We start from the raw sequence: 20132 nt of genomic DNA, 5'->3' as shown, positions 1-20132 counted from the left end.
CTCGGCGCGGTTCCGGTATCATGGGGCCGTTCTCGAGGAAACCCATGCGCGTACTGGTCAGCAACGACGACGGCGTCGACGCCCCCGGCATCCGAATCCTGGCAGAGGGCCTGCGCAGCGCGGGCCATGAAGTGTACGTGGTCGCACCCGACCGCGACCGCTCCGGTGCCAGCAACTCGCTGACGCTCGACCTGCCGATCCGGCTGAAGCGCATCGATCACTACACCTGCAGCATCGCCGGCACACCGACCGACTGCGTGCACCTGGCATTGACCGGCATGCTGGAGTTCGAGCCGGACATCGTGGTGTCGGGCATCAACAACACCGCGAACCTGGGCGACGACGTCATCTATTCCGGCACCGTGTCCGCGGCGATGGAAGGCCGCTTCCTGGGGCTGCCGGCGGTGGCGATGTCGCTGGTTACCAAGAACCACGATGCGAAGCATTACGAAACCGCAGCGCGCGCCGCCGTGGAGATCGTGGCGCGACTGAAGGCCGATCCACTGCCGGCCGACACCATCCTCAACGTCAACGTGCCGGACTTGGCATGGGCCGACGTGCGCGGCTTCGAGGTCACGCGTCTCGGCAACCGGCACCGGTCAGAGCCCTGCGTTCCGCAACCGGATCCGCGTGGCCACACTGTGTACTGGATCGGTCCGGCCGGGCGTGAGCAGGATGCGGGGCCGGGCACCGACTTCCATGCGGTGCGCACCGGCCACATCTCGATCACGCCCATCCACGTCGACCTGACCCGCTACCAGGCGCTGGAAAAGGTGGCGGGCTGGGTCGGTGGCCTGACCGCCGCGCTCGAGGGCTCGGCATGACGCCACGGTTGCGGTTGCAGCCCGAGGCGGTAGGCATGGGCATGACCTCGCAGCGCGTGCGCGATCGTCTGGTCGAGCGCCTCCGTGAGTCAGGCATCGCCGACGAGCGCGTGCTCAATGCCATTCGCACGCTGCCGCGCCACCTGTTCGTCGACGAAGCGCTCGCCACGCGCGCGTACGAAGACACCGCACTGCCGATCGGGCACAGCCAGACCATCTCGCAGCCCTGGGTGGTGGCGCGGATGACCGAGGTGCTGCTGGAGACCGAACCCAAGAAGGTGCTGGAGATCGGCACGGGCTCGGGTTACCAGGCTGCGGTGCTGGCCGTGCTGGGGCTGGAGGTCTACACCGTCGAGCGCATCGGCGACCTGCTGCGGCAGGCCCGCAAACGGCTGCGCCAGATGGGCATGAACGTGCGCAGCAAGCACGACGACGGTCGGATCGGCTGGGCCGAGCATGGCCCTTACGACGCCATCATCGTCACCGCGGCCGCGCCGGCGCTGGTGCCGGTGCTGGTGGAACAGCTCGCTGTCGGCGGGCAACTCGTCGCGCCCGTCGGCGGCAGCGGCTCGCAGTCGCTGGTGCGGCTGGTGAAGCGCGCCGATGGCAGCGTCGAGGAAACCACGCTGGCGCCGGTGGTGTTCGTGCCGCTGCTGTCCGGCACGCTGGATTGAACGACGTGACGAATTCCGCGCAACACGATGGGCTTCCCAACAGCGCTGTCTCGCTGGGCGAGCAGGTGGCCGGCATCATCGAACGGCTGCCGCCCGACAAGTTGAGCCTGGGTGAACTGCTGGATGTCTTCAGCGACGAAGGTCTGCTGCTGCTGACCATCCTGCTGACGCTGGTGTTCCTGATCCCGGTCTCGATCCCTGGCGTGAGCACGGTGTTCGGTGCGGCCATCCTGCTGGTCGGCGTCAGTCGCCTGTTCAACCGGCCGCTGTGGTTGCCGCAGCGGATCAAGGACAAGGCCTTGCCAGCCGATCGCCTGCGTCCGGGGCTGACGGCGGGTCTGGTCTGGGTGCGTCGCATGGAGAAGATCAGTCGCCCGCACCGGCTGCGTTTCTTCGTCGACGGTCCAGGGCAGGGCGTCATCAACAACCTGGCTTTCATCCTCGCGGCGCTGCTGTTGATGGCGCCGTTCGGATTCGTGCCATTCAGCAACACCCTGCCAGCCTTGGCGCTGCTGCTGTATGCCATCGGCTTCATCCAGCGCGACGGGGGGGCGATCCTGCTGGGCCACTTGGCCAACATCGGCACGATCATCTACTTCAGCGTGCTGATCGGCGGTGGCGGTGTCGCCGCCCGCGAGCTGTTCCAGCGACTGACCGGTTGAGCCTTGCGGTTCCGCCTTGTTGAGGAAACGACCGAACGCATGACCACGACGCTCCGCTCCGGCCATCGCATCACGCGCGCCTTCCTGATCGGCATCGCCATGGCGGTGCTCGGCGCCTGCTCCACCACGGTGGTCCGCGAACCTTCCGGATCGTCGCCGCCGACGCGACAGACATCGCAGGGCAAGCCCGGCGCCACGGTGCGCGTGCAGCGCGGCGATACGCTCTACGGGATCGCGTTCCGCAACGGCGTGGACGTCAACGACCTGGCCCGCTGGAACAACCTGGCGGCGCCGTACACCATCTATCCCGGCCAGTCGCTCAAGCTGTTTCCGGGCGGCAGCGGCAGCCGGCCTCCGGCGACCACGGCCACCACGCCGACGAAGCCAGCCACCGGCACGCCCACGAGGCCGACGCCGCCTCCGGCAACGGTCACGCGCCCGACCACCACGCCGGTGCCCGCAAGCAGCGGATTCTCCTGGCGCTGGCCGGCCGATGGTCATCTGATCGGCCGCTATGTCGCGGGCGACGCCACCAAGCAGGGCGTCGACATCGCCGGCAGCAGCGGACAGGCGGTGCGCGCCGCGGCGGACGGCGTCGTGGTGTATTCCGGCGCAGGCCTGGTGGGCTACGGGGAGCTGATCATCGTCAAGCACAGCGAGGCCTGGTTGTCGGCGTATGGCCACAACCGCAAGCGACTGGTGAACGAAGGCCAGAGCGTCAAGGCCGGGCAGCAGATCGCGGAGATGGGCAGCAGCGGCGCGTCGCGCGAGATGCTGCACTTCGAGATCCGCCACAACGGCAAGCCGGTGGATCCGCTGCTGTACCTGCCGGCGCGCTGAGCGGCATGATGTGTGGGTGGGGCGTTAGGGGAGCCGTCCGCTGGCGGGGCTGCCGGTGCGATCCTGGGGTCTGACGCACAGCGACGTACCTCTGCGGTAGTCCGTACCCCATGTACGGTGGCCGGCGGTGTCGATGTGGATCCTCGTCGGCGTGTAGAAGCCCAGCCCCATGTGCAGCGAAGGACCCTGCTTGCGCCAGAAATCGCATAGCACCTCGGTGCGCGTGTCGTCGGCCAGGTCGAAATCCAGGGCGTTGTTGCGCAGGTGCCGGCTGCGGGTGCTCCCGCCGGCGCACTGGTTCACTTCGGCCGAACGGTAGCCAGAGCGCACGTTACCGCCCTCGACGATACCCATGCGCTCCAGCTGCGCGACCAGGCGCAGCGTAGGCACGATCCCGCCCGCATGCTCGCGTGGTGGTAGCAGGAACTCGGGGCCGCACATGCGCCAACGACGGTTGGACCGCAACAGGGCAGACATCGGAACCACCCCGCCAACACCGGCCCGGGCCAGCATGCGTTCGTAGTCGTCTAATGCCTCGGCGTCGCTGCTGCGTCGCCACGCCTCGTAACGCTGGGTGGCATCCGGCAGAAGAGGGGCGCAGGCGGTGGTGGACAGGACGATGAGCAGCAGGAGCAGGCGCCGCATCGTCACGCCGCGGTGGTCAGCGTGGCGCCAGCAGGAATCCGGCCACGACCTTGCGCGACTCACTGGCCAGCACATTGAACGTGCGGGCGGCGGCCGCATTGGTCATGACTTCCAGGCCCACGCCTTGGCGCAGGCAGGCGGCCATCACCGCGGCAGGCGGGAAGACCTGGCGCTCGCCCGTGCCGAGCAGGATCACTTCGGGCTGCAAGGCCAGCAAGGCCGTCAGGTCGTCAGGTGTCAGCGCGGCGCTCTCGCGCACCGGCCAGTCCTCGACGAGCTGCTGCGGTGACAGGATGAAGCTGGCCGAAAGCGTCCGGTCGTTCACCCGGGCCGTGACGCCGTCGGCGGCCCGCAGGGTGAAGGCGTAGTCGGGAAGTTCGTGGTTCAACTGCACGGCGGGCGGCCTGCGCGCCGGGCTCAGCCGCGCGGCAGCACGATCTGCCGGCGTTCCTTGCTGGGACGGTACAGCACGGCGGTATGCCCGATCCGCTGCACGAGGGCGGCATCGGCCTGGTCGGCCAGTTCCCCGATCATGGCGTCGCGTGACTCTCGGTCTTCGCCGGCGACCTTGACCTTGACCAGTTCGTGCTGCTCCAGCACGGCGTCCAGCTCGGCAATGAAGGCCTGCGTGATGCCCTTGTTGCCGATCTGCAGCAGCGCCTTCAGGTCGTGGGCCTGGCCGCGCAGGAAACGGGTCTGGGCAGCGGTCAGGACTACAGGCATGCGGCACGGTACGGGTCGAAAAGGGGGATCAGGGTATCATGGCAGCCCCCACGAACGGCTCCGGCGGCTCCCGTCGCAGCGTGCCCGGAGACCTCGCCGACATGGCCACCCGCAGCAAGAGCAGCCAGCGCTGGCTGAAGGAACACTTCTCCGATCCTTACGTGAAGAAGGCCCAGGCCGAGGGCCTCCGGTCCCGTGCCGCCTACAAGCTGGAGGAACTGCTGGAGCGCGACCGCCTGCTCAAGCCGGGCATGGTCGTGGTCGACCTGGGGGCCGCGCCAGGTGGCTGGTCGCAATTCGTCCGCCAGGCGCTGGGCGACAGCGGGCGGGTGGTGGCGATGGACATCCTGGACATGCCACCGCTGGCCGGCGTGGAGTTCCTTCATGGGGATTTCAGGGAGGACAGCGTCCTATCCCAATTGGAGGCCATGCTCGACGGCGCGCCGGTGGACCTTGTGCTGTCCGATATGGCCCCCAATAAGAGTGGTGTGGATGCGGTGGACCAGCCGCGGATGATGCATCTGGCGGAGTTGGCGATGGAGTTCGCCGACGCCCACCTGAAGACGGGCGGGGCGTTCCTGATCAAGCTGTTCCAGGGCGCCGGCTCCGACGACTACATCCGCGAGCTTCGCCGCCGCTATGACAAGGTGGCGATCCGCAAGCCGGACGCGTCCCGCAAGCGCTCCCCCGAGGTGTATGCCCTGGGACAGGGCAAGCGGGCCCAGATCAAGTAAGGTGACGTAACGTGCGAATGAGCAAAGAGGAACAGCGGAGCCGATGCGGATGAACGACCTGACCAAGAATCTGCTGCTGTGGGTAGTCGTCGCCGTCGTGCTGATGGTCGTCTTCCAGAGCTTCTCGCCGAAGGGTGGCAGCACCGCGGCCATGGCCGGCGGCACCACCTATTCGAACTTCCTCGACCAGGTCGATAGCGGCAACGTGCAGCGCGTCGAGTTCGGTGGCGACGCCCGCAGCGGCGTGGGTGAAATCACCTACACCCTGCGCAACGGCGAAGCCAAGACCATCAACGCGCCGTTCGACCGCGACCTGATCAACGACCTTCGCACCAAGAAGGTCGAGATCATCCAGAAGGATCCGCCGAGCGGCCTCAGCCTGACCACTATCCTGCTGAACTTCCTGCCGGTGCTGCTGATCATCGGTTTCTGGATCTTCATCATGCGGCAGATGCAGGGGGGCGGTGGCGGCGCGAAGGGCGCGATGTCCTTCGGCAAGTCGCGCGCCAAGCTGCAGGGCGAGGACCAGGTGAAGGTGACCTTCGCCGATGTCGCGGGCTGCGATGAAGCGAAGGAAGAAGTCGGCGAGCTGGTCGAGTTCCTGCGCGATCCCGGCAAGTTCCAGAAGCTGGGCGGCAAGATCCCGCGCGGCGTGCTGATGGTCGGTCAGCCGGGTACCGGCAAGACGCTGCTGGCCAAGGCCATCGCCGGCGAGGCCAAGGTGCCGTTCTTCAGCATCTCTGGTTCGGACTTCGTCGAGATGTTCGTCGGCGTCGGCGCCAGCCGCGTGCGCGACATGTTCGAGCAGGCCAAGAAGCACGCGCCGTGCATCATCTTCATCGACGAGATCGACGCCGTCGGCCGCCATCGTGGCGCCGGCCTGGGCGGCGGTCATGACGAGCGTGAGCAGACCCTCAACCAGCTGCTGGTCGAGATGGACGGTTTCGAGGGCGGCGAAGGCGTCATCGTGATCGCCGCGACCAACCGCCCCGACGTGCTGGATCCGGCGCTGCTGCGTCCGGGCCGTTTCGATCGCCAGGTCGTCGTGGGCCTGCCCGACGTGAAGGGCCGCGAGCAGATCCTGCGCGTGCACATGCGCAAGCTGCCGCTGGCCGATGACGTCGAGCCGATGGTGATCGCCCGTGGCACACCTGGCTTCAGTGGCGCCGATCTGGCGAACCTCGCCAACGAAGCCGCGCTGTTCGCCGCCCGCGAGAATGCGAAGGAAGTCCGCATGGACCACTTCGACCGCGCCCGCGACAAGATCCTGATGGGTGCCGAGCGCCGTTCGATGGCGATGAGCGAGGACGAGAAGACGCTGACCGCCTACCACGAGGCCGGCCACGCCATCGTCGGCCGCCTGGTGCCGGAGCACGACCCGGTCTACAAGGTCACCATCATTCCGCGCGGTCGCGCGCTGGGTGTGACCATGTACCTGCCGGAAGGCGACAAGTACTCGCTGAACCGCGTGGCCATCGAATCGCAGCTGTGCTCGCTGTACGGCGGCCGTGTCGCCGAGGAGCTTATCTTCGGTGCCGACAAGGTCACCACCGGCGCGTCCAACGACATCGAACGTGCCACCAAGATGGCCCGCAACATGGTCACCAAGTGGGGCCTGAGCGACGAAATGGGCCCGATCGCCTACGGTGAGGAAGAGGACGAAGTCTTCCTGGGCCGCTCGGTGACGCAGCACAAGAACGTCTCCAACGAAACCGCGCGCAAGATCGACGAAGTCGTGCGCCTGATCCTGGACCGCGCGTACGCACGGACCAAGACGATCCTCACCGACAACCTCGACAAGCTGCACACGATGTCCAACCTGCTGCTGCAGTACGAGACCATCGATGCGCCGCAGATCGACGCCATCATGGAAGGCCGCGATCCGCCGCCGCCGATGGGCTGGAACAAGAGCGGCAAGGACGACGACAAGTCCGAGTCGCGTCCGCTGCCGCCGATCGGGGGGCCTGCCGCGCAGACCTGAGGCGCGTTGCCAGTGCGATGACGAAAGGCCAGACTGATGTCTGGCCTTTTTCTTTGCGCGGGGTTCCATGGCAGACAACGACAAGCGTCCGAAGTACCCGATGCTGCCGGTCGGCATTGGCGCGGGCGTCGCGATCGGTATCGCGATCGGCACGGCGATGGACAACCTGGGCGCGGGCATCGCCATCGGCCTTGGGCTGGGTGTCGCGTTCGCCGTGGGCTCGGGCGTCGCGTCCCGCGAAGACGATCGGGATGGGAAGAAGTGATGTTCGACACCACCCCAACGCTGGACTGCGCCGGCCGTGTGCTGAAACTGGATCGCCCGCAGGTGATGGGCATCGTCAATGTCACCCCGGATTCGTTCTCTGATGGCGGTGCGCACGACACCGCCGTTGCCGCCGTTGCACATGCCCTGAAGCTCGTGGAAGAGGGCGCCGACCTGCTCGACATCGGCGGCGAATCGACGCGGCCGGGCGCCGGCGAGGTGTCGCTGGAAGAGGAACTGCGTCGCGTGGTCCCCGTGATCGAGCAGCTCGCCGCCCGCGTGGCCGTCCCGATCAGCATCGACACCTACAAGCCCGAGGTGATGCGTGCCGCCGTGGAGGCGGGCGCAGGCATGATCAACGATGTCTGTGCGCTGCGCCGCGAGGGTGCACTCGACGCGGCGGCTGCGCTCGGCGTGCCGGTGGTGCTGATGCACATGCAGGGCGAGCCACGTTCGATGCAGGTCGCGCCGGAGTACGGTGACGTCGTCGGCGAGGTCCACCGTTTCCTCGCCGAGCGCATCTTCGCCGCCGAGATGGCGGGTATTCCGAAGAAGCGCATCGTCGTCGATCCGGGTTTCGGCTTCGGCAAAGACACCGCGCACAACCTGCAGTTGCTCGCGCAACTGGAGCGCTTCGTCGAACTGGGGGTGCCGGTGTTGGCTGGCCTGTCGCGCAAGCGCAGCATCGGCCAGCTCACCGGCCGCGACATGCCGGCGGCGCGGGTATCCGGCTCCGTGGCCGCGCACCTGATTGCCGCGCAACGCGGCGCCCGCATCGTGCGCGTGCATGACGTGGCTGCGACGGTGGATGCACTGAAGGTCTGGAGCGCCGTCGCCGCGGTGCCGCTACCGCGACAGGCGACCGCCGCGCCAACGATCCGCTGGCCCGACGACGACTGACAGGCGCCCAACAAAAACCCGCCAGGGCATGCGCCGCTGGCGGGTAGGGTTGGAGATCCCCGGCGGCAAGCGCCGGGTACCGTTCAACGGGTCAGGCTTGCGCGGGCCGTGCGCTGCGGCGTGCCGGCGGTACCACGGGACAGCGGACGCGTCTGTTCGATCACCGCCGTGGACAGCGTGGAAACCGTCGGGGTGACGGCAGCGCTGCCGGCCGCGACCGGCTGCGATGTCGCGCTCGTGCTGCGGGTCGGAGTCAGGGGCTGCGAACCGTTGACGAGCGTCGGGCTGCCGCCCGTCGCCTGCTTCCACTGCCGCAGCAGCGCACGCAGGGCCTCAGGCTTGTTGGTGGCTTCCGCGCCGTTGGCCTGGTTCACGCTGTTCTCGCCATGGCAGCCGGCGCAGGTGCGGATTTCGCCGGGCTGCATCGTCACCCACACGCGCTCGCGCACGATGGCTTCGCCGTTGGCATCCGTGGTCTGCCAGGTCAGCGCGCGATTGGCCGGCACGAACACGGCCGTCGAGCCGTCGGCGGCGATCTTCACGCTGCCCGCCGGACCGCTGGGGTTGGCGACATTGTTGCTGTTCGCCGCCATCGGCTGCGCGATCACCCGGCGGCCGCTGTTGAAGTTGCTGTAGGCGCGGACCTGGTTGCCCTGCAGGACCTGGTAGTGGGAGATGTCGTAGACGCGCCCGCTGGCCTTGGCGGTCTTCGCACCGCCGGGGACCTGCAGGTTGAACGGCTGCTGCGTGTCGCCGCGATCTCGGCTGGTCTGGTTGCGGGTGACGATCAGCGACAGATTGTTGGTCTTCAGCCACTGGCGCAGGGCCGCCTCGTTGACCTGCTCTTCGGCCAGCACCGCGCGTTCCGGCGCTTCCAGCGCAGCGGCGGCCGCACTTCCGGTCGGACGCGTACGCGCCACCACCTCGACGGCCTCCAGTTCCCACAGCACGCCGTTGAAGGACGACAGCGAGTCGGGATTCCACCAGGTGATGGACTTGCTGATGCCGGGCGTCAGCGGGCTGCCGGCGATCAGCATGCCGGACGCGTCCGTGCGCAGCTGGTACAGGCGGAACGAGGTGTTGTTACCGGTGGTCGCGCTGGCCGTGTAGGTGGACACCATGTGGCCGGTGCTGGTCGGCAGCGGATTACGGAACCGGCCGCCGGACAGGCTGTTGTTGACCGCGGCGGGCGAAGCGTCTTCGACCTTCATCTGCTCGGCGTTCAAGGTGGGCGCACCGGTGAAGCGCACGATCTGGTCGCTGGTCATCGAGCCGAACTCGCGCGCATAGATGCCGTAGTACGTGCCCGGCGTGCGAGGATCTTCGCGGATCTGGAAGATGCCGCCGTCGTTGCGGATGTACTTCTTGTTGGCGATGATCGAGGTGTTCGTGTTGTCCGACAGCGCCGAATCGGTGGCGAACGAGCGCGTCAGATAGCCGAACGACAACTCCTGCCGGCCGATATGGTTGAGCGTCAGCTCTTCGGTGCCGTCCTGGTTCATCTGCCAGGGAGAGAACAGGTTGAAGGTGAAGCCGTTGATGCGGCCGTAGGCCGCTGACGTCATGCCGTTGCGGGACTCGGGGAAGACTTCCGCCTGGCGCCCGACGTTGGCCGCGCCCACGGCTTCGCTGGCGTAGTTGAAGTCGCCGAAACTGCCGGCGTCCGCCTGCTGGTCGCGCTGCAGGTGGTCCCAGCGGGTGAAGATCACGCGGCCATAGCTGTCGATGGTCGGCGAGAACGCGCCGCTCGGGGCATGGTTGAGCAGGCGCAGTTCGCCGGTGGACGGCGTGAGGCTGTAGATGCCGACGACGGTGGGCGTGCTCTCGTACTCGTCCAGCTGCGGATACAGGTGCGCCTCGCCGCTGCGGGGGCGGTCGGAGGTGAACAGGATGCGGTCGTCGCTGCTGTAGAGCGGCGAGATGTTGTTGTAGCCGGTGGGCTGGTTGGCCACCTTGGTGATCACGGCCGTCTGGCCCTGGGCGAGGTTGGTTACCTCGTACAGCTGCCACTTGACGTTGACCGTGCCGTACTGGCGCGTCGGCGCCCCGACCACCATGCTGAAGACCGCCTTGCGGCCATCCCAGTGCACAGTGGGTTCGCGCACGGCGATCGCGTTGGCGCCCTGCTGGCCTTCCATGCCGTAGCCGGCTTCCTTCGTCAGGTTGCGCAGCGAACCGTCCGGGTAGCGGATCATCAGGTCGCCGCCACGGGGCGCGGATCCGAGGTCGCCCATATGGTTGGCGAACGCGGCAAGACGGCTGGAGAAGCGGTCGGCGCCCGCGGTCGGCACCTGGGTGACGAACATGACGGGTGTGGACACTGCCGAGGATTCCACCGCGGCGGCCGCGACGGCCGATGCGGTCACCCGCGCGGCAGGCGCCGGTGAGGTCAGGGCGGCGCTGTCGGCAGTGACGGCCGATGCATCCTCAAGGGAGGACTGGCTACCGTCGCAGGCGGACAGCAGAAGGCCGAATCCCAGAGCCAGGGAAGGGATACGGAAAGTGCCGAGGGCATTTCGGATCATGCGGATGTGCGTCTTCGGGGGAATGACGTGCATGCCTCCAGCGTCCGCGGCCATGCCATGCGGCACGCCGGAGATGCAGGTCTCATGCGGTGGGTATGCGGCGGATCGTCACGCACCCCGCAGGGCGCCCCCGTCGATCCGTGTGGAGAAATCCAAACATCGGACCCTTCACGCGCGATGGAAGGATATCCGGGTTCATGGAAATAGCCAGACGCAGTTTTCGATATCGAGTACTGCGCCACACTTAATCGACACGGGTATCCCGGTAGTGCGACGACAGTTCGATTGCAGGGCTGCGCGTCCTCACACTGCATTAAGCCAGTCACCTATGCGGATCTTGCGTCGCCCGCATGACAACGGGATGTTCCGGTGATTCCATCGCGCCCCCGGTGAGGCGTGGTCGCGCTGGCGCAAGGCGGGGGCCGAATGTGCGACACGATGACGCGGGTCTCGCACGGCACACCCCGAAGGGGGATGCGAGAATGCCGCATGCCACTCGACCTTCGTCCGCCTGCCATCGCCATCATGGGTCCGACCGCCTCGGGCAAGACGGCGTTCGCACTGGAGGTCGCCGAACGTTTCGGCGGCGAAATCGTCAGCGTGGATTCGGCGCTGGTCTATCGCGGCCTGGATATCGGGGCTGCCAAGCCCACCGCCGACGAGCAGGCCCGCGTGCCACACCATCTGCTCGACGTGCGCGAACCCTGGCAGGCGTACTCCGCTGCCGAGTTCGCGCAGGACGCACGACGTGCACTGGACGACATCGCTGCGCGTGGCCGCCTGCCCATCCTGGCGGGCGGCACCGGCCTCTATTTCCAGGCCCTGCTCGAGGGGTTGGCGGCGATGCCAGCGGCCGATGCTGCCGTGCGCGCCGACCTTGCTGCGCAGGCGGCGACCCGCGGCTGGCCTGCACTGCATGCCGAACTGGCCCAGATCGATCCTGTGGCGGCGGCCCGCATCCATGCCACCGATCCCCAGCGCATCCAGCGGGCGCTGGAGGTGTATCGGCTGACCGGCACGCCGATCAGCCAGTGGCAGCGCGAGTCGCGCGGCGCACGCCTGCCGTTCCGGGTGATGAAGCTGGTGTTGGCACCCGGCGATCGCGCCGTCCTGCATGCACGCATCGAGCGGCGCTTCGACCTGATGCTCGGACAGGGCTTCCTTGACGAAGTCCGTCGCCTGCGCGCCCTGCCCGGCATGCAGGCCGTGGTCGGGCCGCTCGACCTGCCCGCGGTGCGCGCCGTGGGCTATCGCCAGGCCTGGGAGTTTCTGGACGGGCAGGGCGACGCTGCGGCGTTCCGCGAGCGCGCCATCGCCGCCACGCGCCAGCTCGCCAAGCGTCAGCTGACCTGGTTGCGTGGGGAACGGGACGCGCGCTGGTTCGACCCTGCCGTCGATCGCGCCGGCCTGGACGCGGCATTGCGGTTGTTCCTGCCGGCATCGTGAGCCCTTCGGGGCGCATTCTCCGGAATTGGGACCAGTTGCCTGACTTGGCACGCCCCGCGGGGCCGATGTTGTGTAACATCGGGGTTCCGGGACGACAGGGGAGCAGGTCGTCGGCCCGGCACGGCACCACTACATACCTATAAGAACGCAAGGCGGGAGTACGTCATGTCCAAGGGGCAATCCCTGCAGGATCCTTTCCTGAATGCACTGCGGCGCGAGCGCGTCCCGGTGTCGGTCTACCTGGTCAACGGCATCAAGCTGCAGGGCACCATCGAATCCTTCGACCAGTTCGTGGTCCTGCTGCGCAACACGGTCAGCCAGATGGTCTACAAGCACGCCATTTCCACCGTGGTGCCGGCGCGCAACGTGCGCGTGGGTCCGGGTGGCGGCTACGTGCAGCAGGGTGACGAGGACGCGGAAGGCGGCGAAGACGAAACCGCGTGATAATGCGTGCCTCGCTTGAAGAGGCACGACCCCATTGTTTGAAAGATCCCGCAAGGGCGAGCATGCGCTGCTGATCCAGCCGCATGCCGGCGGCCGTCCCGACGACGGCATCACCGAGGAATTCAGCGACCTGGCGCGCTCGGCCGGCGCCACCGTCGCCGCGCTGCTCACCGCGCGCATCGACCGGCCCAATCCGTCCACGCTGATCGGCAGCGGCAAGCTGGAAGAGGTGAAGGCCGCGGCCGACGCCACTGGCGCCGACTTGATCCTGGTCAACTTCCCCCTGTCGCCGGGCCAGGAACGCAACCTGGAGAAACTCCTGCAGCGTCGCGTGCTGGACCGCACCGGGTTGATCCTCGACATCTTCGCCCAGCGCGCGCGCAGCCACGAAGGCAAGCTGCAGGTCGAACTGGCACAGCTGCGCCACATGGCCACGCGCCTGGTGCGCGGCTGGACCCACCTCGAGCGCCAGCGCGGCGGCTCCATCGGCCTGCGGGGTCCCGGCGAAACGCAGTTGGAAACCGACCGCCGCCTGCTGCAGAAGCGGGTCGAGCAGTTGCAGAAGCGACTGGAGAAAGTGGAAGTGCAGCGCACCCAGATGCGCCGCGCCCGCGTGCGCAGCGAACTGCCGCGCGTGGCGCTGGTCGGCTACACCAATGCCGGCAAGTCCACCTTGTTCAACGTGTTGACCGGTGCCGAGGCTTACGCGGCCGACCAGCTGTTCGCCACGCTGGACCCGACCGTGCGCCGCATCGACCTGCCCGGCGGTGCGGTGGTGCTGGCCGATACCGTCGGCTTCGTCCGCGACCTGCCGCACGAACTGGTGGCGGCTTTCCGCTCAACGCTGAGCGAGGCGCGCGAGGCCGATCTGCTGCTGCACGTCATCGATGCCGCCGACCCGCACCGCGAGGAGCGCATCGCGCAGGTCGACGAGGTGCTGCAGGAGATCGGCGCCGGCGACCTGCCGCAGATGCTGGTCTTCAACAAGATCGACCGTATCGAAGGCGCCGCTCCGCGCCACGACCAGCCCGATCCCGGCGTCGACGAAGGCGAGGCGCCCAGTGCCGGCATGGGACGCGAGCGCGTGTGGCTGTCCGCGCGCGATGGCGTCGGCATCGACCTGCTGAAGGGCGCGCTGGCGCAGCGGCTGGGTTTCCAGCGCGTGCGCGGTGAACTGCATCTGCCGGCGAACTCCGCGCGCCTGCGTTCGCGCCTGCATGCACTGGGCGCCGTGCTGGCCGAGGATTTCGAAGAAAACGGCTGGCGCGTCACCGTCGACCTCGCCCTGGCCGACGCCCAGCGCCTGGCCTCGCAGGCCGGCGGACACCCGCTGGAAGCCCTGCTGCCGCAGGCGGAGCGGGAGGAGTGGCAGTAGGGGGGCATCTGTAGGAGCGACGTCAGTCGCGACCGCACGGCTGGATTACCTGCGTCGATTGCCCCGGCACGGAATGTCCACGGTCGCGACTGACGTCGCTCTTACAAAGGTCGGAGGCATGACCTCCCGGCCTTGCCTCCCGGCCAGGCCGCCCCTATCTAGTAGAATCGAAACCTGCGCCGGCCCCGGCCGCGCGAATCTTTCAGAATGGAGTGGGCATGGCCTGGAACACCCCTGGCAGCGGCAGCGGCGGATCTGGCAACAACGGCAACCGGAACAACAGTTGGAAGCCGCGCAACCCGCAGGGAGGCGGCGGCATCGGTGACGTGATCGAACGTCTGCGCAGCCTGTTCGGCGGTGTCGGCGGCGGTGGCAATCCGCTGCGCTGGGTACTGCTTGGTATCGGCCTGCTGGTGCTGTTCTCCAGCTTCCAGCTGATCGGCGAACAGGACCGTGGCGTCGTACTGCGCTTCGGCCAGTACGCGCGCACCATGCAGCCGGGCCCGAACTTCAAGTTCCCCTGGCCGATCGAGAGCGTCACCAAGGTCAACGCCACCGGCGTGCGCACCTTCAGCAACAGCCTGCCGGTGCTGACGCGCGACGAGAACATCATCACCGTATCGTTCAACGTGCAGTACCGCGTCGGCGACCCCAAGCTGTTCCTGTTCGGTACCACCGACGCCACCCGCGTGCTGGAACAGACCGCCCAGAGCGCCGTGCGCGAAGTGATCGGCCGCTCCGACCTCGACGCCGCACTGAACAACCGTGGTCCGCTGTCCGCCACCGCCGGTACCGCGCTGCAGGCCTCGCTCGAGGCCTACCGCACCGGCCTGGTCGTCACCGAACTGAGCCTGCAGGACGCGCGTCCGCCGGAAGCCGTCAAGCCGGCGTTCGACGAGGTCAACAGCGCCCAGCAGGAAAACGAGCGCCTGGTGTCGCAGGCGCGTGCCGTCGCGGCCCGCATCGTGCCGGAGGCGCGCGGCGACGCGCAGCAGATCCGCACGCAGGCCGAAGGCTACAAGACTGCCGCCATCGCCAAGGCGACCGGTGACGCGACCCGCTTCAGCCTGCTGCTGGACGAGTACCGCAACGCCCCGGAAGTCACCCGCAAGCGCCTGTGGCTGGATACCGTGCAGCAGGTGCTCGCCGGCAACCGCAAGGTGGTCGGCGGCGACAGCCGTCAGCTGATCTACGTGCCGATGGGCAACGCGCCGGCCACGGCGCAGCCGCCGGCCGGCGTCATTCCCACCGAAGTGCTGCCGCAGGTCGAAAGCACTCCATCCAGTTCCCGCAATTCGGCGCGTAGCCCACGCCCGGCCGGCCGTGAGGAGGCGCAGCCATGAGGAATTCCCTGATCGTCGGCATCCTCGTGGCCGTGCTGCTGGGCCTGATGGGTTCGGTGTACGTCGTGCGCGAAGGGCAGGTGGGCCTGGTGCTCAACCTCGGCCGCGTGGTGCGCAGCGAGATCGGCCCCGGCCTGCATTTCAAGCTGCCGCTGGTGGAAACCGCGCGCGTCTTCGACCGCCGCTTCACCGCCAACGAGTTCCCGCCCGAGCGTTCGCTGACCTCCGAGCGCAAGGACGTCAGCGTCGACTTCATCGCCATCGGCTTCATCGTCAACGCAGCGGATTTCTACCGCGCGACCGGCGGCCAGGCCGAGCTGGCCACCGAGCGCCTGGCGCCGATCATCAAGGAGTCGCTGCGCAACGAGATCAACTCGCGCACGCTGACCCAGCTGGTGTCGGGCAACCGCAACGAGCTGATCGAGAAGCAGCTGCCGGGCATCAACGCCGGCGCCAAGAACCTGGGCATGCAGGTGGTCGACATCCGCTTCAAGCAGATCGACCTGCCCACCGACAGCGAAGTCATCGACCAGGTCTACAACCGCATGCGCGCCGAGCGCACGCAGGTGGCCAGCGCGTTGCGCGCGCAGGGCGCGGAGCAGGCGCGCATCGTCGAGGCGCAGGCCAACCGCGATGTCGCGGTGCTGCTGGCCGAGGCCGAGCGCGATGCGCAGAAGCTGCGCGGCGAAGGCGATGCCGAAGCCGCCCGCATCTACGGTGCCGCCGCCGGCCGCGATGCGTCGTTCTACGCCTTCCAGCGCAGCCTCGAGGCCTACCGCACCTCGTTCAAGGACGGACAGGGCGTGATCGTGCTGGACAAGGACGATCCGTTCCTCCAGTACATGCGCAGCGATCGCTGAGCAGTCCCGCACCGGCCGCCCACGAGGCGGCCGGTGCCGTTTCAGCCTCCTGTCTTCATCGCCTCGCCGTTGCTGGCACGCCCGGAACCCCACTCATGTCCGAACTCTGGTCCGCTCTCTGCCTGGTCGCCATCCTCGAAGGCCTGGTGCTGTTCGCCATCCCGGCCAGTTGGAAGCGCGCCGTCGTGCAACTGCTGCGGATGTCCGACGGCCAGGTGCGCGCGGTGGGCGGTTTCATCCTGGTCTTCGGGCTGACGCTGCTGTGGTGGGTGAAGCACTGACGATCGTTTGAACGTCATCGTCCGCCGACAGAGGCAAGCGCGATGGTGATCGCAATCAACACCGCCTCGGTCTCGCGCAACACCTGATCGTTCCAAAACCGCAGGACATCGAAGCCCGCACGTTTCAGGCAGGCGGTGCGCGCTGCGTCGTGTGCCACGCAGTCCAGCTGCTGGCTTCCATCCAGCTCGATCACCAGCCCCGCTTCCAGGCAGGCAAAGTCGGCAAAGTAGCGTCCGATACGATGCTGGCGGCGGAATTTCCACCCCAGCAGGCGACGGTTCCTCAGCTGCCACCACAGCGCACGCTCGGCTTCGGTCTGTTCGCGACGCAGGTGGCGTTCGCGCTCGTGATCAAGGGTGCTGCGCATCGGGCGATCTCCATGCAGGAGGATCAGCCTCGTTGGGGAACGTTGTAGGCAGAATCGGGAAAGAGCGCGTTATCGGATAGGAAGGCGCCCCTCATCCGCCCTCCGGGCACCTTCTCCCCGCGTTGCAGGGAGAAGGGAGGGCGCCAGGCTGTTCCCTTCGCCCGGCGTGCGGGAGGAAGAGGCCGAAGGCGGATGAGGGGTCGCCTTTCGCGCCATTCCTGAACACCCAAGGCGCCAGGGCCGGCAGGGTAGCCCCCGTCCCCATAAACCCGGATAATGCACAAAAGCCGGACGGGCTCCCTGCGTGGGAAGACCGCCGGCTTTTTCCGTGTCTGGGCCCGGCGTGGCGGGCGGCTCCCCGATGGAGCCTGCCGGCAGCAACGGCGCTGCGGACCAGCGCGACCCCTTCCGGCGGCCCCGATGGCCGCCAACAATCGAGGAGTTACCCGTCATGGGTCAGTCAGTCGTCGTTCTCGGCGCCCAGTGGGGCGATGAAGGCAAGGGCAAGATCGTCGATCTGCTCACCGAGGAAATCGGTGCCGTCGTCCGCTTCCAGGGTGGCCACAATGCCGGCCATACGCTGGTCATCGGTGGCAAGAAGACCGTTCTCCACCTGATCCCGTCCGGCATCCTGCGTCCCGACGCGCTGTGCCTGATCGGCAACGGCGTGGTGCTGTCGCCGGCCGCGTTGATGAAGGAAATCGCGGAGCTGGAAGCGGCGGGCGTGGAAGTGCGTTCGCGCCTGAAGATCTCGCCGGCCACGCCGCTGATCATGCCGTACCACATCGCCCTCGATCAGGCCCGCGAGAAGGCCGCCGGCGGCAAGGCCATCGGCACCACCGGCCGCGGCATCGGCCCGGCGTACGAAGACAAGGTGGCGCGTCGCGGCATCCGCGTGGCCGACCTGCATTATCCGAAGCAGCTGGAAGAGCTCCTGCGCACCGCGCTGGATTACCACAACTTCGTGCTGACCAAGTACCTCAACGTCGAGCCGGTCGATTTCCAGAAGACCTACGACGAAGCGCTGGCCTTCGGCGAGTACGTGCAGCCGATGAAGTCCGACGTCGCCGGCATCCTGCACGACCTGCGCAAGCAGGGTAAGCGCGTGCTGTTCGAAGGCGCGCAGGGTGCGCTGCTGGACATCGACCACGGCACCTATCCCTACGTCACCAGTTCCAACACCACGGTCGGCGGCGCGTTCGCCGGCACCGGCGTGGGCGCGGACGCGATCGACTACGTGCTGGGCATCTGCAAGGCCTACGCCACGCGCGTCGGCGGCGGTCCGTTCCCGACCGAACTGGACGACGAAGTCGGCCAGGGCATCCGCGACCGTGGCCAGGAATACGGCGCCTCCACCGGCCGTCCGCGCCGCTGCGGCTGGATGGACATCGTCGCGCTGAAGCGCGCCGTCGCCATCAACGGCATCTCCGGCCTGTGCATCACCAAGCTCGACGTGCTGGACGGCATGGAGAAGCTGAAGATCTGCATCGCGTACGAGTACCGCGGCAAGCGCACCGAGTACGCACCGCTCGATGCCGCCGGCTGGGAAGAGTGCACGCCGGTGTACCTGGAGTTCCCGGGCTGGGAAGAGAACACCCACGGCGTCACCGAGTGGGACAAGCTGCCGCCGGCCGCGCGTGCCTACCTGCGTGCGCTGGAGGAACTGTCCGGTTGCCCGCTGGCCATCGTCAGCACCGGTCCCGACCGCGACCACACCATGGTGCTGCAGGATCCGTTCGCGTAACGGAGCGTACGTCCGGGCGCAGGGTGTCCTGTCGCCGCGTGGCAACGCGACATAACAGGGGTGCACGGATGCACGCCGCATTGAAAGGAAGCCCCGCGGATGCGGGGCTTTTTTTATGCATCGATGGCGGGCCGCGTGAAGCGGCGCCACGCCGCTGGAGATCCCTTTCCCTGGTTGTGCCTGCGTCGGCCGCTCCGTGCCGTCCGTGCGTGCGCGCGCCTGTTTTCCATGGAGCCATTCCCATGCTCGACCCCAACGACCGCGCGCACGACGACCTGGAGACGGAGGATGCCGCGACCGCGGCCACCCTCCTCGATCGTCGCGACGACACGTCTGCGAACGACCCCATCGCCCTGCGTTCGGGCCTGTCGCGCGCGCAACTCGATACGCTGGAGACGATGGAAAGCTTCCAGTGGCGCCTGGGATTCGTGCGCTGGCCCGTGTTCAAGGCCGCCATCCCGGTGCTGTTCAACCGCACCGGGACCCGTTACGTGGTGATCCGCGAAGACGGCAGCATCGACGAACACCCCACGCTGACCTTGCGCCAATGAGCGCATTCGCCGACCTGCGGGTCCGGCACACGTCTTGCATCGTCATCACGACCCTAAATAGCGGCCGTCCGCGGCCGTTACGGATACCAGGTGTCGCCAGCCATCGTTGGAGTTTCCCCCATGTACCGTAGTGCCGCCCGAGCCGCCGTCATCACCGGCCCCTGGTCTTCGCCCGCGCCGGCGAAGGCGTCCACCCCCGCCGAACGCCGCAAGGCCGTGCCGGCGCCGGACACCGATGCGTTGCGCACGGGCCTGACGCCTGCGCAGCTGATGACGCTGGAAGCCCTGGAAATCTTCCAGTGGCGGCTGGCCTTCGTGCGTCGCCCGCTGTTCCAGGCGCCCATTCCGGTGCTGTTCGACCGCGAGGACACGCGCTACGTGGTCATCGAGGAAGACGGCACGCTCAACGAACAACCCACGCTGCAACTGCGGGCCTGATGCCGCGTCGCTGAACCGGACCTAGCTGTCGCATCTCCGCCCTCACGTTTTGTTCCTGTCGGCCGATACAGGGTGTAACCCTGCGTGCGCCGGTGGCGCGCGTGTTCGTCCACGCCATCAGGAGCCCCCCACCGGATGTCGGATCCGCAACGCCCCCGCGACCCCTCCGAGCCGGATACCGCCGGCACCGCCCCCCGCACGCCCGAGCGCCGCAAGGACGCCCACGCGATGGACGACGCCACGCTGCTGGCCGGCTTGACGCCGGAGCAGCAGGCCACCGTGCAGACGATGGAAACCTTCCATTGGCACCTGAAGTTCGTCCGTCGTCCGCTGTTCAAGACCCCGATCCCCGTGCTGTTCAATCGCGCAGGCGACCGCTTCGTCGTGGTCAACGAAGACGGCACCATCGATGAGAATCCCACGCTGACGCTGCGCGACTGAGCCTGCGTCGCGTCGTCGCACCGCGCGACATTCCCACGACATCCCCCCTCCATCATCCGCCGCGCACAC

23 protein-coding genes are annotated in these 20132 nt (G+C 67.7%); 18 read left to right on the top strand and 5 right to left on the bottom strand.

The genetic code is table 11. The annotated features are described in order from the left end of the window. The first annotated feature begins 44 nt into the window (after nucleotides 1–44). Genes surE through ACSQ1W_RS12275 form a run of 4 tightly spaced genes read left to right on the top strand, consistent with a single transcriptional unit; the run spans nucleotide 45 to nucleotide 3000 of the window. Nucleotides 45–824 carry a 5'/3'-nucleotidase SurE gene (gene surE / locus ACSQ1W_RS12290; protein ID WP_192272058.1) on the top strand — a complete coding sequence of 260 codons (780 nt, stop codon included), beginning with the start codon at nucleotides 45–47 and terminating at the stop codon, nucleotides 822–824. Beyond that, nucleotides 821–1498, top strand: coding sequence for a protein-L-isoaspartate(D-aspartate) O-methyltransferase (locus ACSQ1W_RS12285; RefSeq protein WP_436043838.1), 678 nt, complete (start codon nucleotides 821–823; stop codon nucleotides 1496–1498). Before surE ends, ACSQ1W_RS12285 begins: the two co-directional genes overlap by 4 nt. Before the next feature lie 5 nt (nucleotides 1499–1503). After that, on the top strand, nucleotides 1504–2160 hold the full coding sequence (locus ACSQ1W_RS12280; protein ID WP_436043837.1) for an exopolysaccharide biosynthesis protein: 657 nt from the start codon (nucleotides 1504–1506) through the stop codon (nucleotides 2158–2160). 39 nt (nucleotides 2161–2199) lie between these two features. Further along, on the top strand, nucleotides 2200–3000 hold the full coding sequence (locus ACSQ1W_RS12275) for a peptidoglycan DD-metalloendopeptidase family protein (RefSeq protein WP_436043835.1): 801 nt from the start codon (nucleotides 2200–2202) through the stop codon (nucleotides 2998–3000). 24 nt (nucleotides 3001–3024) lie between these two features. Here ACSQ1W_RS12275 and ACSQ1W_RS12270 read toward each other — a convergent pair whose 3' ends face one another. The 3 genes from ACSQ1W_RS12270 to yhbY are packed head-to-tail and all read right to left on the bottom strand — an operon-like array spanning nucleotide 3025 to nucleotide 4368. Further along, nucleotides 3025–3645: a D-Ala-D-Ala carboxypeptidase family metallohydrolase gene (locus ACSQ1W_RS12270; RefSeq protein WP_436043834.1), complete on the bottom strand. Its 621-nt coding sequence runs from the start codon at nucleotides 3643–3645 to the stop codon at nucleotides 3025–3027. A 16-nt stretch (nucleotides 3646–3661) separates the two neighbouring features. Beyond that, on the bottom strand, nucleotides 3662–4039 hold the full coding sequence (locus tag ACSQ1W_RS12265; RefSeq protein ID WP_436043832.1) for an Mth938-like domain-containing protein: 378 nt from the start codon (nucleotides 4037–4039) through the stop codon (nucleotides 3662–3664). Nucleotides 4040–4062: 23 nt separating this feature from the next. Beyond that, a complete protein-coding gene (gene yhbY, locus ACSQ1W_RS12260) occupies nucleotides 4063–4368 on the bottom strand; it encodes a ribosome assembly RNA-binding protein YhbY (protein ID WP_436043830.1) in 306 nt (101 codons plus the stop codon). A 101-nt stretch (nucleotides 4369–4469) separates the two neighbouring features. On the opposite strand from yhbY, the gene rlmE reads away from it, so the two are divergent. From rlmE to folP, 4 genes are all read left to right on the top strand, one after another. Continuing rightward, nucleotides 4470–5102 carry a 23S rRNA (uridine(2552)-2'-O)-methyltransferase RlmE gene (gene rlmE, locus ACSQ1W_RS12255; RefSeq protein ID WP_436046177.1) on the top strand — a complete coding sequence of 211 codons (633 nt, stop codon included), beginning with the start codon at nucleotides 4470–4472 and terminating at the stop codon, nucleotides 5100–5102. 49 nt (nucleotides 5103–5151) lie between these two features. Next, nucleotides 5152–7083, top strand: a complete 1932-nt coding sequence (ftsH, locus tag ACSQ1W_RS12250) for an ATP-dependent zinc metalloprotease FtsH (protein ID WP_436043828.1) — start codon at nucleotides 5152–5154, stop codon at nucleotides 7081–7083. 67 nt (nucleotides 7084–7150) lie between these two features. Continuing rightward, nucleotides 7151–7348: a hypothetical protein gene (locus ACSQ1W_RS12245; RefSeq protein WP_436043826.1), complete on the top strand. Its 198-nt coding sequence runs from the start codon at nucleotides 7151–7153 to the stop codon at nucleotides 7346–7348. Further along, nucleotides 7348–8247: a dihydropteroate synthase gene (folP, locus tag ACSQ1W_RS12240; RefSeq protein WP_436043824.1), complete on the top strand. Its 900-nt coding sequence runs from the start codon at nucleotides 7348–7350 to the stop codon at nucleotides 8245–8247. The genes ACSQ1W_RS12245 and folP overlap by 1 nt, the downstream gene beginning before the upstream one ends. An 83-nt stretch (nucleotides 8248–8330) precedes the next feature. Here the strand turns inward: folP and ACSQ1W_RS12235 are convergent, their stop codons facing one another. Continuing rightward, on the bottom strand, nucleotides 8331–10805 hold the full coding sequence (locus tag ACSQ1W_RS12235) for a hypothetical protein (protein WP_436043822.1): 2475 nt from the start codon (nucleotides 10803–10805) through the stop codon (nucleotides 8331–8333). 456 nt (nucleotides 10806–11261) lie between these two features. Here ACSQ1W_RS12235 and miaA point away from each other — a divergent pair, with 456 nt between their 5' ends. The 6 genes from miaA to ACSQ1W_RS12205 all read left to right on the top strand — a co-directional run bounded on the left by miaA (nucleotide 11262) and on the right by ACSQ1W_RS12205 (nucleotide 16521). Then, nucleotides 11262–12218: a tRNA (adenosine(37)-N6)-dimethylallyltransferase MiaA gene (miaA, locus tag ACSQ1W_RS12230; protein WP_436043820.1), complete on the top strand. Its 957-nt coding sequence runs from the start codon at nucleotides 11262–11264 to the stop codon at nucleotides 12216–12218. A 165-nt stretch (nucleotides 12219–12383) separates the two neighbouring features. Continuing rightward, nucleotides 12384–12662, top strand: coding sequence for an RNA chaperone Hfq (hfq, locus tag ACSQ1W_RS12225; RefSeq protein WP_192272022.1), 279 nt, complete (start codon nucleotides 12384–12386; stop codon nucleotides 12660–12662). A 34-nt stretch (nucleotides 12663–12696) separates the two neighbouring features. Then, a complete protein-coding gene (gene hflX / locus ACSQ1W_RS12220) occupies nucleotides 12697–14037 on the top strand; it encodes a ribosome rescue GTPase HflX (RefSeq protein WP_436043818.1) in 1341 nt (446 codons plus the stop codon). 218 nt (nucleotides 14038–14255) lie between these two features. Further along, a complete protein-coding gene (gene hflK, locus ACSQ1W_RS12215; RefSeq protein ID WP_436043816.1) occupies nucleotides 14256–15380 on the top strand; it encodes an FtsH protease activity modulator HflK in 1125 nt (374 codons plus the stop codon). Continuing rightward, entirely contained in the window at nucleotides 15377–16240 is an 864-nt protein-coding gene (gene hflC, locus ACSQ1W_RS12210; RefSeq protein ID WP_192272004.1) for a protease modulator HflC, read from the top strand. The genes hflK and hflC overlap by 4 nt, the downstream gene beginning before the upstream one ends. A 95-nt stretch (nucleotides 16241–16335) precedes the next feature. Next, nucleotides 16336–16521, top strand: coding sequence for a DUF2065 domain-containing protein (locus tag ACSQ1W_RS12205; protein WP_436043814.1), 186 nt, complete (start codon nucleotides 16336–16338; stop codon nucleotides 16519–16521). 14 nt (nucleotides 16522–16535) lie between these two features. On the opposite strand, the gene ACSQ1W_RS12200 is transcribed toward ACSQ1W_RS12205, so the two are convergent. Then, complete coding sequence (locus ACSQ1W_RS12200) at nucleotides 16536–16889, bottom strand: endonuclease domain-containing protein (RefSeq protein WP_436043812.1); 354 nt, start codon at nucleotides 16887–16889, stop codon at nucleotides 16536–16538. Between the two features lie 451 nt (nucleotides 16890–17340). On the opposite strand from ACSQ1W_RS12200, the gene ACSQ1W_RS12195 reads away from it, so the two are divergent. The 4 genes from ACSQ1W_RS12195 to ACSQ1W_RS12180 all read left to right on the top strand — a co-directional run bounded on the left by ACSQ1W_RS12195 (nucleotide 17341) and on the right by ACSQ1W_RS12180 (nucleotide 20063). Further along, nucleotides 17341–18633 carry an adenylosuccinate synthase gene (locus ACSQ1W_RS12195; RefSeq protein WP_192271998.1) on the top strand — a complete coding sequence of 431 codons (1293 nt, stop codon included), beginning with the start codon at nucleotides 17341–17343 and terminating at the stop codon, nucleotides 18631–18633. 242 nt (nucleotides 18634–18875) lie between these two features. Further along, on the top strand, nucleotides 18876–19184 hold the full coding sequence (locus ACSQ1W_RS12190; RefSeq protein WP_225589489.1) for a hypothetical protein: 309 nt from the start codon (nucleotides 18876–18878) through the stop codon (nucleotides 19182–19184). A 120-nt stretch (nucleotides 19185–19304) separates the two neighbouring features. Then, nucleotides 19305–19622: a hypothetical protein gene (locus ACSQ1W_RS12185; RefSeq protein ID WP_436043810.1), complete on the top strand. Its 318-nt coding sequence runs from the start codon at nucleotides 19305–19307 to the stop codon at nucleotides 19620–19622. 135 nt (nucleotides 19623–19757) lie between these two features. Then, nucleotides 19758–20063, top strand: coding sequence for a hypothetical protein (locus ACSQ1W_RS12180; RefSeq protein ID WP_436043808.1), 306 nt, complete (start codon nucleotides 19758–19760; stop codon nucleotides 20061–20063). Nucleotides 20064–20132: the final 69 nt, after the last annotated feature.

The organism is Pseudoxanthomonas sp. LjRoot143, assembly GCF_964252945.1.
In the GTDB taxonomy this organism is placed as follows: Bacteria; Pseudomonadota; Gammaproteobacteria; order Xanthomonadales; family Xanthomonadaceae; genus Pseudoxanthomonas_A.
This window is presented reverse-complemented; position numbering and strand designations above follow the sequence as displayed.